The 16,344-nt window shown below is 57.7% G+C and carries 18 protein-coding genes and 1 tRNA gene; 12 read left to right on the top strand and 7 right to left on the bottom strand.

The genetic code is table 11. The features are described from left to right. Positions 1-194 precede the first annotated feature (194 nt). Entirely contained in the window at positions 195-1,250 is a 1,056-nt protein-coding gene (gene lgt, locus KR51_RS02175; RefSeq protein WP_232214503.1) for a prolipoprotein diacylglyceryl transferase, read from the bottom strand. 13 nt (positions 1,251-1,263) lie between these two features. On the opposite strand from lgt, the gene KR51_RS02170 reads away from it, so the two are divergent. The 5 genes from KR51_RS02170 to KR51_RS02155 all read left to right on the top strand — a co-directional run bounded on the left by KR51_RS02170 (position 1,264) and on the right by KR51_RS02155 (position 6,385). Then, a complete protein-coding gene (locus KR51_RS02170) occupies positions 1,264-1,779 on the top strand; it encodes a pentapeptide repeat-containing protein (RefSeq protein WP_022604365.1) in 516 nt (171 codons plus the stop codon). Positions 1,780-1,906: 127 nt separating this feature from the next. After that, positions 1,907-2,161 (top strand): Fic family protein, encoded by a 255-nt coding sequence (locus tag KR51_RS21155; RefSeq protein WP_408638078.1) that lies wholly within the window; start codon positions 1,907-1,909, stop codon positions 2,159-2,161. 401 nt (positions 2,162-2,562) lie between these two features. Further along, positions 2,563-2,949 (top strand): Pepco domain-containing protein, encoded by a 387-nt coding sequence (locus tag KR51_RS17170; RefSeq protein WP_022604362.1) that lies wholly within the window; start codon positions 2,563-2,565, stop codon positions 2,947-2,949. Between the two features lie 4 nt (positions 2,950-2,953). Next, positions 2,954-5,230 carry an SUMF1/EgtB/PvdO family nonheme iron enzyme gene (locus tag KR51_RS17925; protein WP_022604360.1) on the top strand — a complete coding sequence of 759 codons (2,277 nt, stop codon included), beginning with the start codon at positions 2,954-2,956 and terminating at the stop codon, positions 5,228-5,230. Positions 5,231-5,410: 180 nt separating this feature from the next. Continuing rightward, complete coding sequence (locus tag KR51_RS02155; protein WP_022604358.1) at positions 5,411-6,385, top strand: IS110 family RNA-guided transposase; 975 nt, start codon at positions 5,411-5,413, stop codon at positions 6,383-6,385. A 275-nt stretch (positions 6,386-6,660) separates the two neighbouring features. Here the strand turns inward: KR51_RS02155 and KR51_RS02150 are convergent, their stop codons facing one another. Then, positions 6,661-6,960, bottom strand: a complete 300-nt coding sequence (locus KR51_RS02150; protein WP_040654823.1) for a helix-turn-helix domain-containing protein — start codon at positions 6,958-6,960, stop codon at positions 6,661-6,663. 216 nt (positions 6,961-7,176) lie between these two features. On the opposite strand from KR51_RS02150, the gene KR51_RS02145 reads away from it, so the two are divergent. Next, positions 7,177-7,398: a hypothetical protein gene (locus KR51_RS02145; protein ID WP_156914920.1), complete on the top strand. Its 222-nt coding sequence runs from the start codon at positions 7,177-7,179 to the stop codon at positions 7,396-7,398. Positions 7,399-7,579: 181 nt separating this feature from the next. Here the strand turns inward: KR51_RS02145 and KR51_RS02140 are convergent. From KR51_RS02140 to KR51_RS02125, 4 genes are all read right to left on the bottom strand, one after another. Further along, positions 7,580-7,652 (bottom strand) — tRNA-Arg (locus KR51_RS02140). A 107-nt stretch (positions 7,653-7,759) separates the two neighbouring features. Further along, a complete protein-coding gene (locus KR51_RS02135; RefSeq protein ID WP_022604354.1) occupies positions 7,760-8,518 on the bottom strand; it encodes a DUF554 domain-containing protein in 759 nt (252 codons plus the stop codon). Positions 8,519-8,527: 9 nt separating this feature from the next. Beyond that, on the bottom strand, positions 8,528-10,105 hold the full coding sequence (locus KR51_RS02130) for a rhomboid family intramembrane serine protease (RefSeq protein WP_022604353.1): 1,578 nt from the start codon (positions 10,103-10,105) through the stop codon (positions 8,528-8,530). A gap of 43 nt (positions 10,106-10,148) precedes the next feature. After that, complete coding sequence (locus tag KR51_RS02125) at positions 10,149-10,349, bottom strand: hypothetical protein (protein WP_040654820.1); 201 nt, start codon at positions 10,347-10,349, stop codon at positions 10,149-10,151. A 137-nt stretch (positions 10,350-10,486) separates the two neighbouring features. On the opposite strand from KR51_RS02125, the gene KR51_RS02120 reads away from it, so the two are divergent. Then, a complete protein-coding gene (locus KR51_RS02120) occupies positions 10,487-11,050 on the top strand; it encodes an AAA family ATPase (protein WP_022604351.1) in 564 nt (187 codons plus the stop codon). A 163-nt stretch (positions 11,051-11,213) separates the two neighbouring features. Then, on the top strand, positions 11,214-12,194 hold the full coding sequence (locus KR51_RS02115; protein WP_022604350.1) for a DnaJ C-terminal domain-containing protein: 981 nt from the start codon (positions 11,214-11,216) through the stop codon (positions 12,192-12,194). On the opposite strand, the gene KR51_RS19090 is transcribed toward KR51_RS02115, so the two are convergent. Continuing rightward, positions 12,183-12,377 carry a hypothetical protein gene (locus KR51_RS19090; protein ID WP_156914919.1) on the bottom strand — a complete coding sequence of 65 codons (195 nt, stop codon included), beginning with the start codon at positions 12,375-12,377 and terminating at the stop codon, positions 12,183-12,185. The genes KR51_RS02115 and KR51_RS19090 overlap by 12 nt on opposite strands. Between KR51_RS19090 and KR51_RS02110 the strand changes: the two genes are divergently transcribed. The 4 genes from KR51_RS02110 to KR51_RS02095 all read left to right on the top strand — a co-directional run bounded on the left by KR51_RS02110 (position 12,376) and on the right by KR51_RS02095 (position 16,216). After that, complete coding sequence (locus tag KR51_RS02110) at positions 12,376-13,047, top strand: glutathione S-transferase family protein (protein ID WP_022604348.1); 672 nt, start codon at positions 12,376-12,378, stop codon at positions 13,045-13,047. The genes KR51_RS19090 and KR51_RS02110 overlap by 2 nt on opposite strands. 3 nt (positions 13,048-13,050) lie before the next feature. Beyond that, a complete protein-coding gene (locus KR51_RS02105) occupies positions 13,051-13,350 on the top strand; it encodes a hypothetical protein (protein ID WP_022604346.1) in 300 nt (99 codons plus the stop codon). 479 nt (positions 13,351-13,829) lie between these two features. Further along, the gene (gene mnmH / locus KR51_RS02100) at positions 13,830-14,942 is read left to right on the top strand and encodes a tRNA 2-selenouridine(34) synthase MnmH (RefSeq protein WP_022604345.1); all 1,113 of its coding nucleotides are present in this window, start codon (positions 13,830-13,832) and stop codon (positions 14,940-14,942) included. Positions 14,943-15,121: 179 nt separating this feature from the next. Then, complete coding sequence (locus KR51_RS02095) at positions 15,122-16,216, top strand: sulfotransferase family protein (protein ID WP_022604343.1); 1,095 nt, start codon at positions 15,122-15,124, stop codon at positions 16,214-16,216. The last annotated feature ends 128 nt before the right edge of the window (positions 16,217-16,344 follow it).

Raw genomic sequence — 16,344 nt, 5'->3', positions numbered from 1 at the left:
CTGCGCGCCGATCGCGTCGCGATAAGACTGTCATTAGGTAAGTCTGTCATTGCTAGTTGCCCCACCGAAAATTGTGTCGGCATTTGCGCGAAGACCGATCAGACCAGACCCCACTCGATGCCTGCCAGGACAGCAGCGAGAGCTAACTACCAAAGCTTCCGGCAACTTTCCAGAGCCGGTCGATCCACTGGCTCTCAACCGGCTGCGGGCTTGCGACCGTGCCGCCAATATAAACCGATCGCCCCGCTCAAGATGGCCGCCGCACACAGGATATGGACGACATTGAATGGCGTACCGGAGAAAAACCAAGAATCCGTCCGGAGAAACTCAATCCAAAAACGACCGAGTGGATACCAAATCAGGTACATCAGTAAGATATCCCCGGGTTGCAGTTGCTTCTTGAAGCGACGCGACAGCCAAAAAATCAACCCGAAACCGATAAAGTTCCACAGCGACTCGTACAAAAACAGCGGCTGGAACCGCACGCTGTCGGGGTACTGCTGCAGATTGCTATACGGCGACAAACGATGCTGCGCGTCGATGCGCAATCCCCACGGCAGCGTCGTTGGCGGTCCGTACAGTTCTTGGTTGATGAAGTTGCCCCACCGACCGATCGCTTGAGCCAGGGGCAAACCGAGGGCGATCGCGTCGAGGTATCTCAACGGCGGTAGTTTGTGCCAGCGCGTGTAGAGCCATAGCGCTGCACTACCTGCAATAAAGGCACCGAAAATATGGATGCCGCCTCGCCAAAACTGCAGGATTTCGATCGGGTGCTCGAGATAGCGACCGAGTCCATCGGTGCCGCGCGGCGACTGAACGAAGACGTAGTATAAACGCGCGCCTAAGAAGCCGGGTACCAGAACCCAGACGAGCATATCCCAGAGATTATCTGGATTGTCCCCTTGACGCTTGATGTAGCGACTGGCAACCCAGGCTCCCGTGAAGATTGCCGTCACCATCAGCACGCCATACCAGCGCAATGCCAGCGGTCCGACTTCGACAATGACCGGATCGACAGGTGGATACATTGCAAGCGCGATGGCGTCCGCATCGCATGGGTGAAACATGCCCCGCACGAAATCCGCGCGCAAGCTGTGAGCAATCCTAGCACTCGAAAGCAGGCGGGTTTGCGAGTTTAGAGCCTGTCTCGACAAAATCTGCGGAACACCCGCTGTTTGAGGGGACTGTGGGCGATCGCTGCCTTCCATCCAACCCCAGCGCTGCTTGTGCGAAGGCCCCAGCAATGGCACGATGGGAGCGCTGATGAGCGTTGGAGGCTTCGCGATCGTGCGCTCCGTTCCTCTCTTGTCCTTACTCGCAATCGCACTTTTTTTTCTGATAGGACTAGTCTCGAGTCCGATGCCGGAGGCGACAGCGCTTGACTACGGTAAGGAAATCCTCGTCGGGACGGACTTTTCCGGGCGAGACCTGACCGAGTCGAGTTTCACGAAGGCCAACGTGCGTCAGTGCGATTTTAGTAATGCCAACCTCGCTGGGGTCAGTTTCTTTGCGGCCAATCTTCAGGAAGCCAATCTGACCGGCGCCAATTTGCGTTATGCAACGCTCGATTCTGCACGATTGATTAAAGCCAACTTGACGGATGCCGTCTTGGAAGGGGCTTTTGCAGCCAATGCCAGGTTCGACGGCGCGATTATCGATGGCGCAGACTTCACCGACGTCTTACTCCGCCGCGACGAACAGGCCAAGCTTTGCGACATTGCCGCGGGAACCAACCCCGTTACTGGACGCGACACCCGCGAGACCTTGTTCTGTCGTTAGCGTTTTGGTGCTCGAACTGTTTGCGGCACGATTGCCTGCAGAGTCTGCCGGATGCTAAACGTTTCATTTAGCGAATGGCACTGACTTAGGGAAGCTCAAATCCGCGAGCACTCATCCAGGCAAGGGTTTGAGGCGCTCGATCGGCGGTCCTCCTGACTTTTTCGATACATGCCGGCTTCAATACTTGTCGGCTCGGAAGAAATACTCGTTGAGGCTTCCAGAGTTTGCCACGAGTAGGGCTCATAACCTTTACTACTATGGCGACCGCATAAGCTTGTGGCAATTAGCTGCCCCTAAGCATACACACTTCTCAAACATCGCTGTTTTTGTTGATGGTAACAAGCGGGTTGCATCGTCGCTACTTACAGATTTTGGTACGTAAACGGCATCGAGCTGGACGCTCCAGACGTAGAGTCAGCCATGTTCAACTTAGAGTTGCTGACAGCCGCGAGACACAAAAAGAAGCCTAATAAAAGGTCGCAACGTGACTCGAACAAAATAGCCTTTGCTTGATATAGCTGTGGTAAGCTTTGACCACGTGGAGCGGGCTGGAGAAAAATCCGAAAGAGAAATGCAAAGAGCGTTTTTTTCCTGCAAGGGGGAGCCTGCAATCGAACCGGACCGATCGCGATGCCAACGATCCTTGCATTCTGAGTTTCTGGCAGCGGCGTCAGCGGCTGATGTGTCACCTTCGGAGTACGTACGGCTGGCCGTGGGGGAGAAGCTCGCTCGCGATCGCGCGGTTGCATCCGAATAGCGTGAGGGTTTTAACAAGGCAGGGATATGGAAGAACAGACAAAGCAAGCCAAGAAAATTTGGGTTGTGACGGCGGAGCCAGAGGAGGAAAACGCCGGAGGGGCGAGAAATGTAAAGATTGGTAGCGGACCGAATAGTGACAGGGACATCTGGAGCCAGCCAGCAGCATTAGCGGCTCGTGGGGTGCAAGTAGGCACTGACATTCTGGAACAGCAGATGTCGGAGTTTCTAGATGGCATCGGGCAGATGTTTAGCAGTGCCCAGGAGAAAATTGCTGGGACGAATTTAGAGTTAAACGAGATCGAGTTGGCAGTGGAGATTTCTGGAAAAGGTGAAGTAAAACTCCTGGGGACTGGTGGTGAAGCTGCTGCCAAGGGAGCCATCAAGCTTAAGTTCGGGCGTAGAAAGGTATAAGAATGTGGTGGATTGGGCATTAGTTATCGGCATCAATGAATACGACTACCTGGGAAACCTGCGTTATGCCCAACGGGATGCGGAACGGGTTCAAAAGTATTTCCTGGAGAAAGCCAAACGGGAATCACCCAATTGCGATTCCAGCAGCCGTGTGTTTTATTTCGCAGATGACGCACCTAAAATCAAGTCTCAGAGAGGGGTCATAATCCCTGCTGCACCAACGAAAAATAACATTCTTTCGTTTTTGCACGAGTTCTTCAAGAGCCCAATTCTTGATGAAGAAGGCGACAATTTCTGGTTTTTCTTCAGCGGCCATGGTATGTATAGTCATAATCAAGGAACTGATTATTTAATCCCTAAAGATGGGAATCCAAATCTTTTAGAGGATACAGCAATCGATCTAAACCATGTCTTGCGAAAAATACGTAACTCCGGGGCAGATAATGTCATTCTCTTGACGGACTGTTGTCTCAGCGAGAATAAATTGAAGAAACGCGGACATGGCATGAACAAACAGCAAGGTGTTATTACCATATCTGCTTGTGATGTTGATGCGGAATCTTATGAGATCAAACAGTTGGAGCAAGGGATATTTACCTACGCTCTAATGGAGGCCTTAGAAGGTCGTGCGGATGAAAATTGTGCGACGGTGGGGGGTCTGTGCAGCTACGTGCGCAAAAGAGTGCTGGAGTTGAGCAGGGAGTTCAGTTTGCCACAGCAAAAACCTTTTACAGATTACGAACCAAACTACAAGTCCCATTTTATTCTGCTGCCTCAGTATAAAACTGATTATGATTTTTCCTTGCTGCTATTAGATGCTACTAATGCCGAATTAGAAGAGCGCCTTGAAGACGCAAAGAAACACTTCAAGAGAGCTATGAAATTCGACCCTAGCAATTCATTGGCGATCCAAGGATACGATAGGACACTGAAAAAGATCTGGGAGCGCGACCGAGCTGATAATCAACCCATACCTCCACAAAGAAATGAGCCACAACCGGATCGCCCTGGGGCTAGTCAGACACCCTCAGTTGACCAGCCTGAGTCTTCTGGTAATTCTTTTGACCGAACCTTAGAGTCTCTGCGGCAACTTCGCGATCGCCTAACTGGACGCTTGAAGTCACGAGGGCTGGAGTTAAACCAGGAGCTGTTTCAGGAAACACTACGTGAGGTCCTAGAAACGCCCACTCTGGCAGATTTTGAAACGAATCTCGATACCGAAGGTCAAGAGCATTGGGCCGAGGCAATCCGCCAGTACCAAGTTAAGCACTTACAAGGCAAAAGTTCTGTTGATGGCATTGTCGCTCCCAGCGGACCGACATTCCAGGTGTTATATGAAGATGCGATCGTAACTGCTACGGTTCTACTTAGCTCGCAAGCAGGGATCAAACCAAAACTGCCACCAGAGCTACAGTCCTTAACCGTCGAAGTGCCGACGGTGAACCGTAAGGGAAGGGTTGTTCAAACCACCAAGCATCGCGTGCATTATCGGGTGGAGATCCTGGCAGGAGGTGGACCGGTGATGTTAATGATGGCGATACCCGCCGGCACTTTTTTGATGGGGTCGCCCGAAGATGAACATGAACGAGAAGACGACGAAGGACCGCAGCACGAGGTGACGGTACCCCCCTTTTTCCTGGGGCGCTATCCGGTGACCCAGGCACAGTGGCGATTCGTGGCGACGAAACTGACCAAAGCAAAGATCGAACTCCAACCCAATCAGTCTGAAAGCAGTGGAGCCGGTCGCCCTGTCGAGGGGGTTTCTTGGTTCGAAGCAGTGGAGTTCTGCGAACGCTTAGCCGCCCACACGGGACGTCCGTATCGACTGCCAAGCGAAGCGGAGTGGGAGTATGCGTGCCGCGCGGGAACGAAAACACCCTTCCACTTCGGCGACACGATAACAACCGAGTTGGCGAACTACAACGGCTACCACAGTTATGACAGGGAGCCGACAGGCGAATGGCGCGATGAGACAACGCCAGTGGGTCAGTTTTTATTCGCCAACAAATTCGGCCTGTATGATATGCACGGAAACGTCTGGGATTGGTGCCAGGACCAATGGCACGGGAGTTACGAGGAAGGTGTCGTCCCGTGTGATGGAAGCGCCTGGGAGGACCGAGATGAGGACCGAGATGAGGACGCAAGACGCATAATACGCGGCGGCGGCTGGAACGACAGTCCGGGGATGTGCCGCTCTGCGTTCCGCCGCTTCTATCCCCGCTTCTCCTTCAGAACTATAAATATCGGTTTCCGGGTTGCGTGCGCCGCGCCGAGGACGTAGCCCTTGTATCTTGGGCAGTGTGGCAGACCGTCTATCCCTTGGTCCAAAGTAGACCGTAGAAAAGCTTGGGTCGCCACATCCCCTCGTTAGAACTCGGAAAATCGCCTGGGACACCAAGCCCGCATCGTGCAAGGTCGAGTCGCTGCAGGGGTAACCGCACCGATATTAAGGTTAGCCGCCATGGATAACACTATCTGTTGGGTCGGGATTGACGTATGCAAGCAACACCTTGATGTTGCCATTCGCCCTCACGACCAGATGCTCCAGTTCCCGAACACCGACGGCGGCATCGCCGCCCTAGTCGCCCAGCTGCGTCCCCTGCAGCCAGAGCGCATTGTACTTGAGGCAACGGGTGGGATGGAACGGGCAGCCGCCGTCGCACTCCAGTCAGCCGGTTTGGCTGTTGCGGTCATCAACCCCCGTCAAGGGCGAGATTTCGCCCGCGCCATCGGTCGGCTCGCCAAAACAGACCGCATCGATGCCACCGTGCTGGCGCATCTGGGCGAAGCCCTCCGACCGCCGGTCCGACCCTTGCCCAGCACGGAAGCGCGGCACTTGAAGGAACTGGTGACGCGACGCCGCCAAATCGTGGAGATGATTGGCGCGGAAAAGAGCCGTTTGTCCGGGACAACGGGAGCTGCGAAAGCCGATATTCAAGCCCACATTGACTGGATGCAAGAGCGCCTGGGTCGGCTCGACCGGGAAATCGAAGCAGTCAAGCGTCAGCATGTGGAGTGGTCGGAGAAAGCAGACCTGCTGGAGAGCGTGCCGGGTGTCGGACCCGTCATCGCGATGACGCCGATCGTGGAGTTACCGGAGCTAGGGCGTCTCAACCACAAGCAAATTGCGAGCTTGGTGGGAGTGGCGCCGCACAACCGAGACAGCGGCAAAGTGCGAGGCAAACGGACAATCTGGGGAGGGCGAGCGGCAGTGCGGGCGGCACTGTACATGGGAGCCTTAGTCGGGAAGCGGTTTAACCCAGCACTCAAGGACTTCTACGAGCGTTTAAAACCACTCAAGGACTTCTACGAGCGTTTAAAACAGGGCGGGAAAGCAACGAAGGTGGCTTTAACAGCCTGCATGCACAAACTGTTGACCGTGCTGAATGTGATGGTCAAAAAGGGAGAACGGTGGCGGGCACCGAGCGCGGCGTGAGAGCAGAGCGGCAACACAATGACAGGCTGCTACTTGACAACCGAGATAATCGCTTTTCTCTTTTTCACTCTTTCCCTTTTCCGCGCCAGGATTTTTCTTTTCGAGCAGAGAATAATTTATATTTTCCCTCTACACTTCGGGAGGCCGCGCTGGGGAATTCAAATTCCTACAAATCCGTTGCCGAGGCGATCTTGGACGAGTTATCGATAATCCAGCGCACCCACGACTACATCGACAAACAATCCCCCAAGCCGGATGATTCGGGGGAGCGAGAGTTAATTCGCGCTACTCAAGAACTTGTCGAGACGGATATCGAGAGCACCGAGAATCGCCTGAAGCGTTTGCGCTCCCACCGACTGCACGGTTTGAGTTTTGCCCGAGCTAGTTCTGAAACCGGTTTCCAGCTTCTGCACGTACTGCGGGCTAATGTCGTGACCGGAATCTCGGATCTTAGCAACGAGCTTGTTGCGCGAGAGTTTGCGTTCTTGCTCGCGCAGCTCCCGCAATCGTTGCCCCTTGGCGGCCGACCAAGCGATTGTTTCGAGATCCCCGATAGGACTCTTGACTGCCGCCATATTGACCTCGCGGCTCTTAGCTCGAGCGTCTTCTGCACCAACTCGAGGCGATCTCAGCGATTCAGCAGACCGACGACCGGCATAGTATCGAGAGCATCCCTGCGTTTTAGAGCGCTCAGTAGCCCTCAGAATACACCTCATTTACTGACAGAACTTCGGGTACGTCATTATTGCAACCGACCCACGGTTTCGCCAAGTCCAAAGCGGATTGGGCTCGTGCGATACTTGGTCTGCCAATTGCTGCTCCTACTGGATGAGGTGAGCGGGCGAGACAGACTCGACGAGCGCGCGATCGCCCAAGCCTTCGGTGCGCATTATCAAGCTGCGTTCGACCCGCTCGCCGGAGTGCGCAACCGCTCAATGGGAGTGTCCGGTGAGGTGATTGAAGCAGCGATCGCGACACCAGAACATCGAGCCGGGGAACCGGTCCGGCTTTGAGCAGGGCCAGCTCTCACGGTCTGGTACCCATGGCGCTAGACGCATGAAACGTACATGTGCTCTGAAACGGGAGATCGACTCGAATCTGGGCTTAGCCCTTTTCCCGACCGGTGCCCGCTGTTGCCAATGACAAATCAATTATTGTGTGGCCGCACTGCGAGATGTACGGCCCGGATTGCGACGGGCGCAGCAGGTTTCGAACCTGCGACCGACCGCTTAGAAGGCGGTTGCTCTATCCGCTGAGCTATGCGCCCCGACAGACTTCTGACAAACCCTGAAAGGCAAGCTGGGTAGAGACCCAGAAGACTTGCAAAAGTCCATTCCACACGCCATTGTACTCAGATAGCTGTCGGGCAGCAATTCAAAATTGTTGCAGCCAGATTGCCAGACCGTACAACCCGGGCGCGAGCAACAACGCGGGCAGAAACGACGCCACGCGGACCCGCGCGATATCGAGCAGCCCCAAACCAATACCAACAATCGTCAAGCCGCCCACCCCCGTCGCCAATGCCAAACGCGGATCGATTGCCGGGTCGGGAAGCGCCCCCGTCAGCCACCCAGCCAGCAGCGATAGCCCGCCTTGATAAACCAGCAGCGACAGCACCGAAAACCCGACCCCACTGCCGTAAGTGCTAGCAAGCGCGATCGCGGCCAAGCCATCCATCGACGCCTTCAACACCAGCAACGTATTGTCGCCGGTGGAACCATTGGTCAAACTACCGAGGAGTGCCAGCGGACCCACGCAAAAGAGCAAGCTGGCTGCAACGAACCCATCGGTGAAACTGCCCCGACCGCGCCAGCGCTGTTGCACCCACGTCCCAACTCGCGCCAGGCGCTCCTCAATGCTCCACCATTCCCCAATCGCGCCGCCGAGCGCCAGCACCAACAGACCTAACACCGGCCCGGCGATCGCGCCGGCATCCGCGGCCGTCAAGCTCTCGGCCATCGAAAACCCCAGCCAGAGGGTCAGCAAGCCGACACCTTGGGTAATAACGCGCAGCACGCGCTGTGGCAAGCGCCGCTGCAAGAGTGCTCCAGCCACCGTTCCCGCGATAACGGTGGCAATGTTTATCCACGTGCCGCTCGTTCTGGTCCACAGTTCGAGAATCGCCCCGCTCAAGTTCGCCCTTTACCCTTCGCGATCGTCGCGAAACTCCCACCGTCGCAACAATAGCAGAGAGCTGAAGTAGCCCAACATCAACCCGAGCAGGTGTCCGAGAAAACTGACTTGCGGAACGGCAATATCGAACAGCATCTGCGCGCCGATGATGAAACACACCAACCGCAGTCGCTTGCCAGCCAGCCGCGATTTGTCTCTTCGCCAGCCGCGCCACAGGATCGCCACCGTAGCGCCGATCGTTCCCATAATGGCTGCTGACGCTCCGACCAAGAAGCTGTCGCGATCGCCGAATTGGAGCGCCAGCAAAACGAACAGCAACATCGCACCAACACCGCTGGTGAAGTACACCACCAATGCGCGTCCGAACCCAAACGCGCGTTCGACATACGGTCCAAACAACCACAGTCCCAGCAAGTTTCCGCCTAAGTGGAGCGGTCCGTAGTGCAAAAAGTTCGCGCTCAGCAACCGCCACCATTCCCCTGCTACCACAACCGACGGCACCAGCGCGCCAAGGCGGTACAGCACTGCTCGATCCTGGGTACCGCCCAGCCACGCTTCGAGACCGAACACAGCCATGTTGAGGCCGATCAGGGCGAGGGTGAGTGGTGCGAGTTTGAACGTTGGCGTCACGGCATCGGCATAGCGGCTTTCTTGAACAAAATCATCTTCGAGCCGCGCGAGGATCTGTCGAACCGCTGGGTTAAGGGCGGTAGCAAGGGCAGGGGGATGCCTCAAACGCCAGTCGATCGCGCGGTCTAAGGTAGAGGAGTTGCCCGCATACAGCTGACGCAATTGCTGGCTGCCCGCACGGCGATCGCCGGCAGCCATGGCAGCAGTCGCCAGCCAGAAACTCCGCGTCGATAGTGAAGAACCGGCAAGGGGACCGGCAAAGAGTCGGCGGACCAGATCCTCGCGCCCGCAAAAAGCTACCGCGTAGAGTCGTGCCTGGTGAAGATTGATGGAATTGCCGGCGCGCGCCAGCAGCTTGGCGCTCGTTGTCAGCTGCCACAACAAACTGTCGAGCTTGCCGGTTTCGCCCAGGGCACGTAAGTAAACCAGCGTCAGCGTCGGCTGCGTTCGCCGCAAGGCGCTCGGCAGGGACTCGTCCATCCACTGCAGCAATTCGTCCCAACGGGCTTCTATGCGGTAGAGCAGCGTGGCGGCAGCGTACCCGAAACCCGAAGGACGGGACCGATAGGGGTCGAGCAGTTGTGCGGCGCGATCGAGCTGACCGCGCTGGCCGAGTTCGAGGGCTCGCAGCAGGCGCGGTTGGTCGGGCCAGCCATCCGCCGGATGCAGCCATGCTAGGCGCGCGGACAGCCACCGCGCTTCCCGGAAGCGCTCGCGGCGCATCAAACTGCTAACGCCTTGCTTCCCGACCAACGGCACGACCACGAAGGTCAGCCACAACCCGCCGCCCACTAACCCTGCAGCTCCCGGCGCGATCGCGAGGGTAGCAGCGATCGCGCCAAGGATAGCAGCACTCACGCCCGACCAGCCGCGATTCTGACGCGCCGACAGCGTCTGCATTAATAAGGAGCCGCAGGACAGGCTGCTCAGAAGGAGCAGAATCGCATTCAACGTCATGACACCCTGCGCCACATAACCGCAGGTGGCGTCCTATGTAAGTTTACTGACTCCGCAGATCGCTATCCGCCCTGCGGCGCGACACTCCCCCGACCCGCCACCAGACGCGCCCTGCCGACAATCCACGCGCGCAATCCGTACCCAAGTCTTGCCACCGCTCGTCATACCGTGCGATGTACCGCGCGATCGCCTTCAAACTAAGAACTTCCACCTCAATCGGACCGGCAAGTAGGGCGATCGCCACGGCCCGGACTGATTGCGGGCGAGATTTACCATGCGAGCGGGACCCCGTCCGCCACATAGCACGCGATCGAGTTTAGTACGCCTAGTTTGGGTGCGATCGGTTACGGTTGAGGCAATCGCGACCCGCTCGCTCGACCCGTGACGATTCCGCTCATCCTGCTAATCGGCCTGCCCGGTAGCGGCAAATCTACTTTCGCGCGCGCCGTGGCGACCGATTTCCCCGACACGCAGATCGTCTCCACCGATGCTATCCGCGCCGACCTTTACGGAAATGCTGCTATCCAGGGCAGCTGGCTGCACGTGTGGAAACACGCAGAAGTTCGCTTGTGTCGGGCTGTAGAAAGTATCCGTCGCGGACATTGCCCCGGTGCGATCTACGATGCCACCAACGTGGTCCGCCGCCATCGTCGGGACGCAATAGCTTGCGCCCGCGCCTGTGGATTCACCCGCATCACCGGTGTTTTCCTCGACCTCCCCCTCCCGATGTGCCTGCAGCACAACGACCGCCGCGATCGCGTCGTTCCAACCGAAGTTATGTTGGGCATGGACCGCAAGCTGCGAGCCGCGCCCCCGTCCCATAGCGATGGCTTAGACGCGTTGCTGCACTACCAACGCAGAGCGAGTGCGGACATTGCCCGCCGCGACCAGAGCGATATCCGAACGTCAGACCGCGATCGCCTCTGTTACCCTTGTGCTGAGTAACGGGGAATACCTTAGGAAGTAAAGCGCTGGCACGTCGTGTCGGTCACTGGGATGATTGCTGCCGGCGGTGGGTCTTGCTGCCCGCTCGGGAAGAACATCCTGCTAGAGGTCCCACCCAGTCTCGGCACAGTGCCCGCAAGTACGCGCAGGGGAGCGAGCGACGATGGCATCGACGGATTTCAAGGATTATTATGCCGTTCTCGGCGTCGGGCGGGGCGCGAGCGACGAAGACATCAAGCGCGCGTTTCGCAAGCTCGCTCTTAAATATCACCCCGATCGCAACCCCGGCGACAAACAAGCCGAAAATCGGTTCAAAGAAATCAGCGAGGCCTACGAGGTGCTCTCCGACGCGGAGAAGCGCAAGAAATACGACCAATTCGGGCAGTACTGGCAGCAAGCGGGCCGTCAAGGCAGTCCACCGGGAGCGGGCTTCGGGGCCGATATGGGCGGCTTCGACTTCAGTCAGTACGGCAGCTTTGAAGAATTCATCGACGAATTGCTCGGCCGCTTCGGCAGTACGGGACGGCCGCGCGGATATCCCGGCGGCCCTGGGGGGTTTCGGACCGGGGCGGAGGACTTTAGCGGCTTTGGCGATCGCGCGCCCGCTGGCGATCGCGAAGCAACAATTCGCCTGACGTTTTCTGAGGCGTTTCACGGCGTGCAGAAGCGCCTGAGCGTAGCCGACGAGGTCATCGTCGTCCGGATTCCTCCCGGCGCGAAAAACGGCACGCGGGTGCGGGTACGTGGCAAGGGTCAGTCCAGCCCCTACGATAGCCGCCAGCGCGGCGACCTGTATCTCAAAGTCGCGCTTCAACCCCATTCGTTCTTCCGTTTTGAAGGCGACAGCTTAGTTTGCGACGTCCCGATCGCACCAGATGAAGCCGTATTGGGCGCCGACATTTCCGTCCCGACGCCAGACGGTCCCGTAACTGTGAAAGTGCCGCCAGGCATACGGTCGGGGCAGTCGTTGCGCTTGCGCGGCAAGGGCTGGCCGCGACCCAAACGCGATCGCGGCGACCAGCTCGTGCGCTTGGAGATCGCCGCTCCAAAGCAACTCAGCGCGACCGAACGCGATCTCTACGAACAGTTGCGCGGCAACCGCAGTCAGAATCCCCGCCGCGAATTGGAAAACCTAAGTCTCTAAGGGCGATCGCGCATCCCCCCCCACGAACTGCCCTTTGACCGCAGACCGGCCATCGAGCAACGCGAGACCGGACGAGCCAGTGCGGGCGTCACCACCTGCCGCTGCTAGCGCCGTGCGTCGCGAACCTACCGTACGCGAACCTGCTGTACTCTGACAGAGAAGGCTTCGCGATCGCACCGCCATGCTGTTGCTGCAATTCAGCACGTCTCACTACTGCCGCAAAGCCCGCCTTGCCCTTGGCTTCAAGCAGCTCGACTATACCGTCGAGAATCTAACGCCGGGATTGCACGCGCTCAAACTCAGACCCCTCACCGGGCTGACCACCCTGCCGGTCTTGGTGCCGCAGACAGAACGCGCCCCCGAGGCGATCGCCGATTCAACGCGGATTCTGCGCTATCTTGAAGCAACTTTTTCCGATCCACCGCTGATGCCGCGCGCCCCAGAACTCCGCCGTCAAGCAGATTGGCTGGAAGACTGGTTCGACGAAAGCATCGGCACTGCAACTCGTTTCGCGTACTACGATTTCCGGGCGGGGGCGGGCAAGCAGCTCGACCCCAGCCCGTTCTCGCAGATTTTGATCGCCGTCGTCCGCCGCCAGTACGGCATCACCCCCACTACCGTGGCTCTGGCGCACGATCGCCTGCGGTTGGCGTTTGACGCGATCGCCGACTGGAAAACGCAGCCATACCTGGTTGGCAACGCCCTCAGCCACGCCGACCTGACCGCTGCTGCATTGCTCAGCCCGCTGGTGCGGATTCCAGATTATCGCGACAAGTATCCTTGGGCATTCGCTCGCATTGCCGAAATCCACCACCGCTGCCGCGAACCGCTACCGCCTGGATTGGAGGATTAGCCCGTGAAATTCCCCATTGCTGCCGGTCTCATCGCCGCCTGTGGCGCGTTTGCTCCCGCTGCTCCCGTGCTTGCCTTACCATCCCCCGACGATACGCCAGAGGAAGTCCTGCGGGCCGAAATCATTATCGACGCGCGGTCGCCGCTCGACGGTCGACCGTTAGGTCCTGCAGAGTATGCGGAGCTCGAAGCCGCCTTGGGCGAGTCGCTGTACCCACCTCAGCTCGACTCCAGCGTGCGCGAAACGGTCTTGCTCTTACAAATCCGCCAGATGCTGAAGGTGTTTCTGCCGCTAATTTTCTGAAGCCTCTCTCTGCCTGCAGCCGTTTCAAGCCGGCGCAACCTCTAGAGAATAACTACCCTCCAATACTTCTTGCACGGTGGAACTCGGGTGCAACTCCGACCCATTGCGCGTGCGAAGTCCGCGTGCATTTCTTGAGGGGCTCTCTGAATTGGTTCCAGCCGGGTATCTGACTACCCCGAGCGCCCCGTGTAGAAAAGCCTCGAGAATCCTATTCTTTCGTCGCGATGCATAGGCTCGATTGCGCGCAATTCGATTTTTCGAACAGCCTTTTCAACCAACCGACCCCAAACCAACGCTGACAATATCGCCCGAAAACCGCGAAGCGGGATGTTGTCCTGAGGACTCCGAAGAATCGAGATTACTATGGCAGATGAGCCGCGCGTCGAGCAGCTTCGCCTCGTCAGGTACAAGCCTGAAGCTGACATAGGGGGATGTGCCGGTCGAGTCCACTTACAAGTTCGTCATCGGAGACCGAATCATTGATAGCGCGATCGCCGGAATACGTGACGTTTCCGCTCCCCAAGACCTACAGCGAAATTATCGACGTCCGATCGCCGAGCGAATTTCAAGAGGACCGCATTCCCGGCGCGGTCAACCTGCCGGTTCTGGACGACGACGAGCGTGCGTGGGTCGGCACCCTTTATCGAAAAGACTCGCCCTTTGCCGCTCGCAAAGTAGGTGCGGCACTGGTGTCTCGAAACATTGCCCGGCACTTAGAGACGCATTTGAGCGATCGCGACAAAGACTACAAACCCTTGATCTACTGTTGGCGCGGCGGTCAGCGATCCAACAGCTTGGCAATGGTTCTGCTCCAGATCGGCTGGCAGGCAACCGTCGTGCGCGGTGGCTATAAAACCTATCGCAACCACGTCCGCGATCGCGTGGCAGAACTGAGCGGTCGATTGCAGTTCCAGATCCTGTGCGGGCTGACGGGCTCGGGGAAAACCCGCATCCTGCAGCGGCTGGCAGCAGTTGGCGCGCAGGCGATCGACTTGGAAGGACTGGCTAACCATCGCGGATCGCTGTTGGGGCAGGAATGGAGCGCGCCAAGCTCGACCTCCGAACCGGAAGTACAACCGTCGCAGAAATGGTTCGAGTCAGAGGTTTGGCAAGCGCTGGAGCGCTGCGAGCCGGGACGGCCGGTGTGGCTGGAATCGGAGAGCAACCGCATCGGTCAGTTGCACGTGCCAGCCCCGTTGTGGCAGCAAATGAAAAACGCGCAGTGCGTGGAAGTGCAAGTTCCAGTCGCCTCGCGGGTCCGGTTCTTGTTGGACGAATATCCTCATTTAGTCGAGCATCCCGAGTTTTTAAAAGCCAGGCTGAGGCAATTACGCGAACGACACGGAACGCGTAAGGTGCAGGAATGGTGCGAGGCGATCGATCGCGGTCAATTCTCCGAATTGGTATGCGACTTACTCGAAAGTCACTACGATCCGACTTATCAGCGATCGATGGCGCACGCATACTATCCGCGCGTGACGTGGCAGTTATCCGTTCCCGATCTAACTGCAGCGGAGATCGATTGCGCGGCAACTCGCCTGCAGTCTGGCGAGCGAGATGTACTCGCTCCCGAACTAGCTGTTTCCAGCTAAGCGCGATGCGATCGCCTGGAATCCGAATCGCGCTTGTGCGATCGCGGTACCAACGTCAAATCCGGTTGCGTGCCTGCCAAGCCGTGTACGATATTCGCTTACCGATCGCGTCTGGATATCTCTTCAGAACTTCGATGACCCTAAAGACTGACACCCAGGCGACTGCGCCAATCGCACCGATGAAGCCGCGCCTGCTGCACCCACTGATGGGCAGCGACGTGGGGACGCTGGTGCGCGTGCTGGCCCGGAATGGGTTCGTGCCGATCGCTCAACTTCCCCATGTCTCGCTGGCGATGGCAACCGCAGTGTTGCGATCGCCGTTTACGTTACTGGAGCGGGCGATCGTTGCGGGACGCGGGTCTGACATGCCACCGCCAGTCTTCATCATCGGACATTGGCGCAGCGGCACGACGTTTTTGTACAACTTCCTGAGCCGCTCGCCCGAATTTGCCTATGTCTCGCCGCTGGCAACCGGACTGCCATGGGATTTCTTGACCCTGGCAAGTTTGTTGCGCCCGTTCCTCGAAAAGCTCCTGCCATCCGGGCGCTATATCGATCGCGTGAAAGTCCAGCCAGACTCGCCCCAGGAAGATGAAATTGCCCTGGCCAACATGCAAACGGTGTCGTTCTACCACGGTTTGTATTTTCCCAAACACTTCCGCGCCCAGTTCAACGCCGGTATTTTCTTCGAGGGGTGTTCGCCCGAGGCGATCGAGACGTGGCAGCAGGTAGCCACCTTGTTCTTCCGCAAGCTTTATTTGCAAACGGGCAAACGCCCGCTGATCAAAAACCCGGTTTACACGGCGCGCGTGGCGATGTTGCGATCGCTTTTCCCCGGCGCGAAGTTCGTCCACATCTACCGCAATCCCTACGTCGTGTTTCAATCGATGCGGAATTTCTATCGGGCGCTATTCGTGCAGTTGGCACTCCAGCCTTATGGTGATGTGGATATAGACGAGGTCGTGGTCCAGACCTACCCGCGCATGCTGGACGCGCTTTACAGTGACGTCGCCGACTTATCACCCAACGAGTTTATCGAGCTGCGCTTCGAGGACTTCGAGCGCGATCCCCTCAGTCACGTGGAGAAAATTTACGCGGCGTTAGCAATCGGAGACTTCGCCGCCGAGCGATCGCATTTTCAAACTTACTTGGACGCCCAGGAAACGTATCGCAAAAACCATTATCGATTTGCCGATGAAGACAACGCGCTCGTCCGACAGCACTGGGGACGCTATTGCGAGCGCTGGGGCTATCAGCCACCGGGTGAATCATAACTGGTCGGGAACCTATCGCCAGACCCAGATCTGGAATGCAGGAGAAGATTGGGGTGTCCGTCAACGAGCTGCGCTCGCCTTACGGTGCTCGCATAACGCATCGCAACAGCCACTCAGACTAGCCTGGA

The organism is Rubidibacter lacunae KORDI 51-2, assembly GCF_000473895.1.
Classification (GTDB): Bacteria; Cyanobacteriota; Cyanobacteriia; order Cyanobacteriales; family Rubidibacteraceae; genus Rubidibacter; species Rubidibacter lacunae.
This window is presented reverse-complemented; position numbering and strand designations above follow the sequence as displayed.

Coding starts and splice junctions, on each gene's coding strand:
- KR51_RS02130 (WP_022604353.1), bottom strand. CDS start 10,105: ATGACGTTGAATGCGATTCTGCTCCTTCTGAGCAGCCTGTCCTGCGGC.
- KR51_RS02110 (WP_022604348.1), top strand. CDS start 12,376: ATGCTGTTGCTGCAATTCAGCACGTCTCACTACTGCCGCAAAGCCCGC.
- KR51_RS02095 (WP_022604343.1), top strand. CDS start 15,122: ATGAAGCCGCGCCTGCTGCACCCACTGATGGGCAGCGACGTGGGGACG.
- KR51_RS02115 (WP_022604350.1), top strand. CDS start 11,214: ATGGCATCGACGGATTTCAAGGATTATTATGCCGTTCTCGGCGTCGGG.
- KR51_RS02155 (WP_022604358.1), top strand. CDS start 5,411: ATGGATAACACTATCTGTTGGGTCGGGATTGACGTATGCAAGCAACAC.
- KR51_RS02170 (WP_022604365.1), top strand. CDS start 1,264: ATGAGCGTTGGAGGCTTCGCGATCGTGCGCTCCGTTCCTCTCTTGTCC.
- KR51_RS02150 (WP_040654823.1), bottom strand. CDS start 6,960: ATGGCGGCAGTCAAGAGTCCTATCGGGGATCTCGAAACAATCGCTTGG.
- KR51_RS19090 (WP_156914919.1), bottom strand. CDS start 12,377: ATGGCGGTGCGATCGCGAAGCCTTCTCTGTCAGAGTACAGCAGGTTCG.
- KR51_RS17170 (WP_022604362.1), top strand. CDS start 2,563: ATGGAAGAACAGACAAAGCAAGCCAAGAAAATTTGGGTTGTGACGGCG.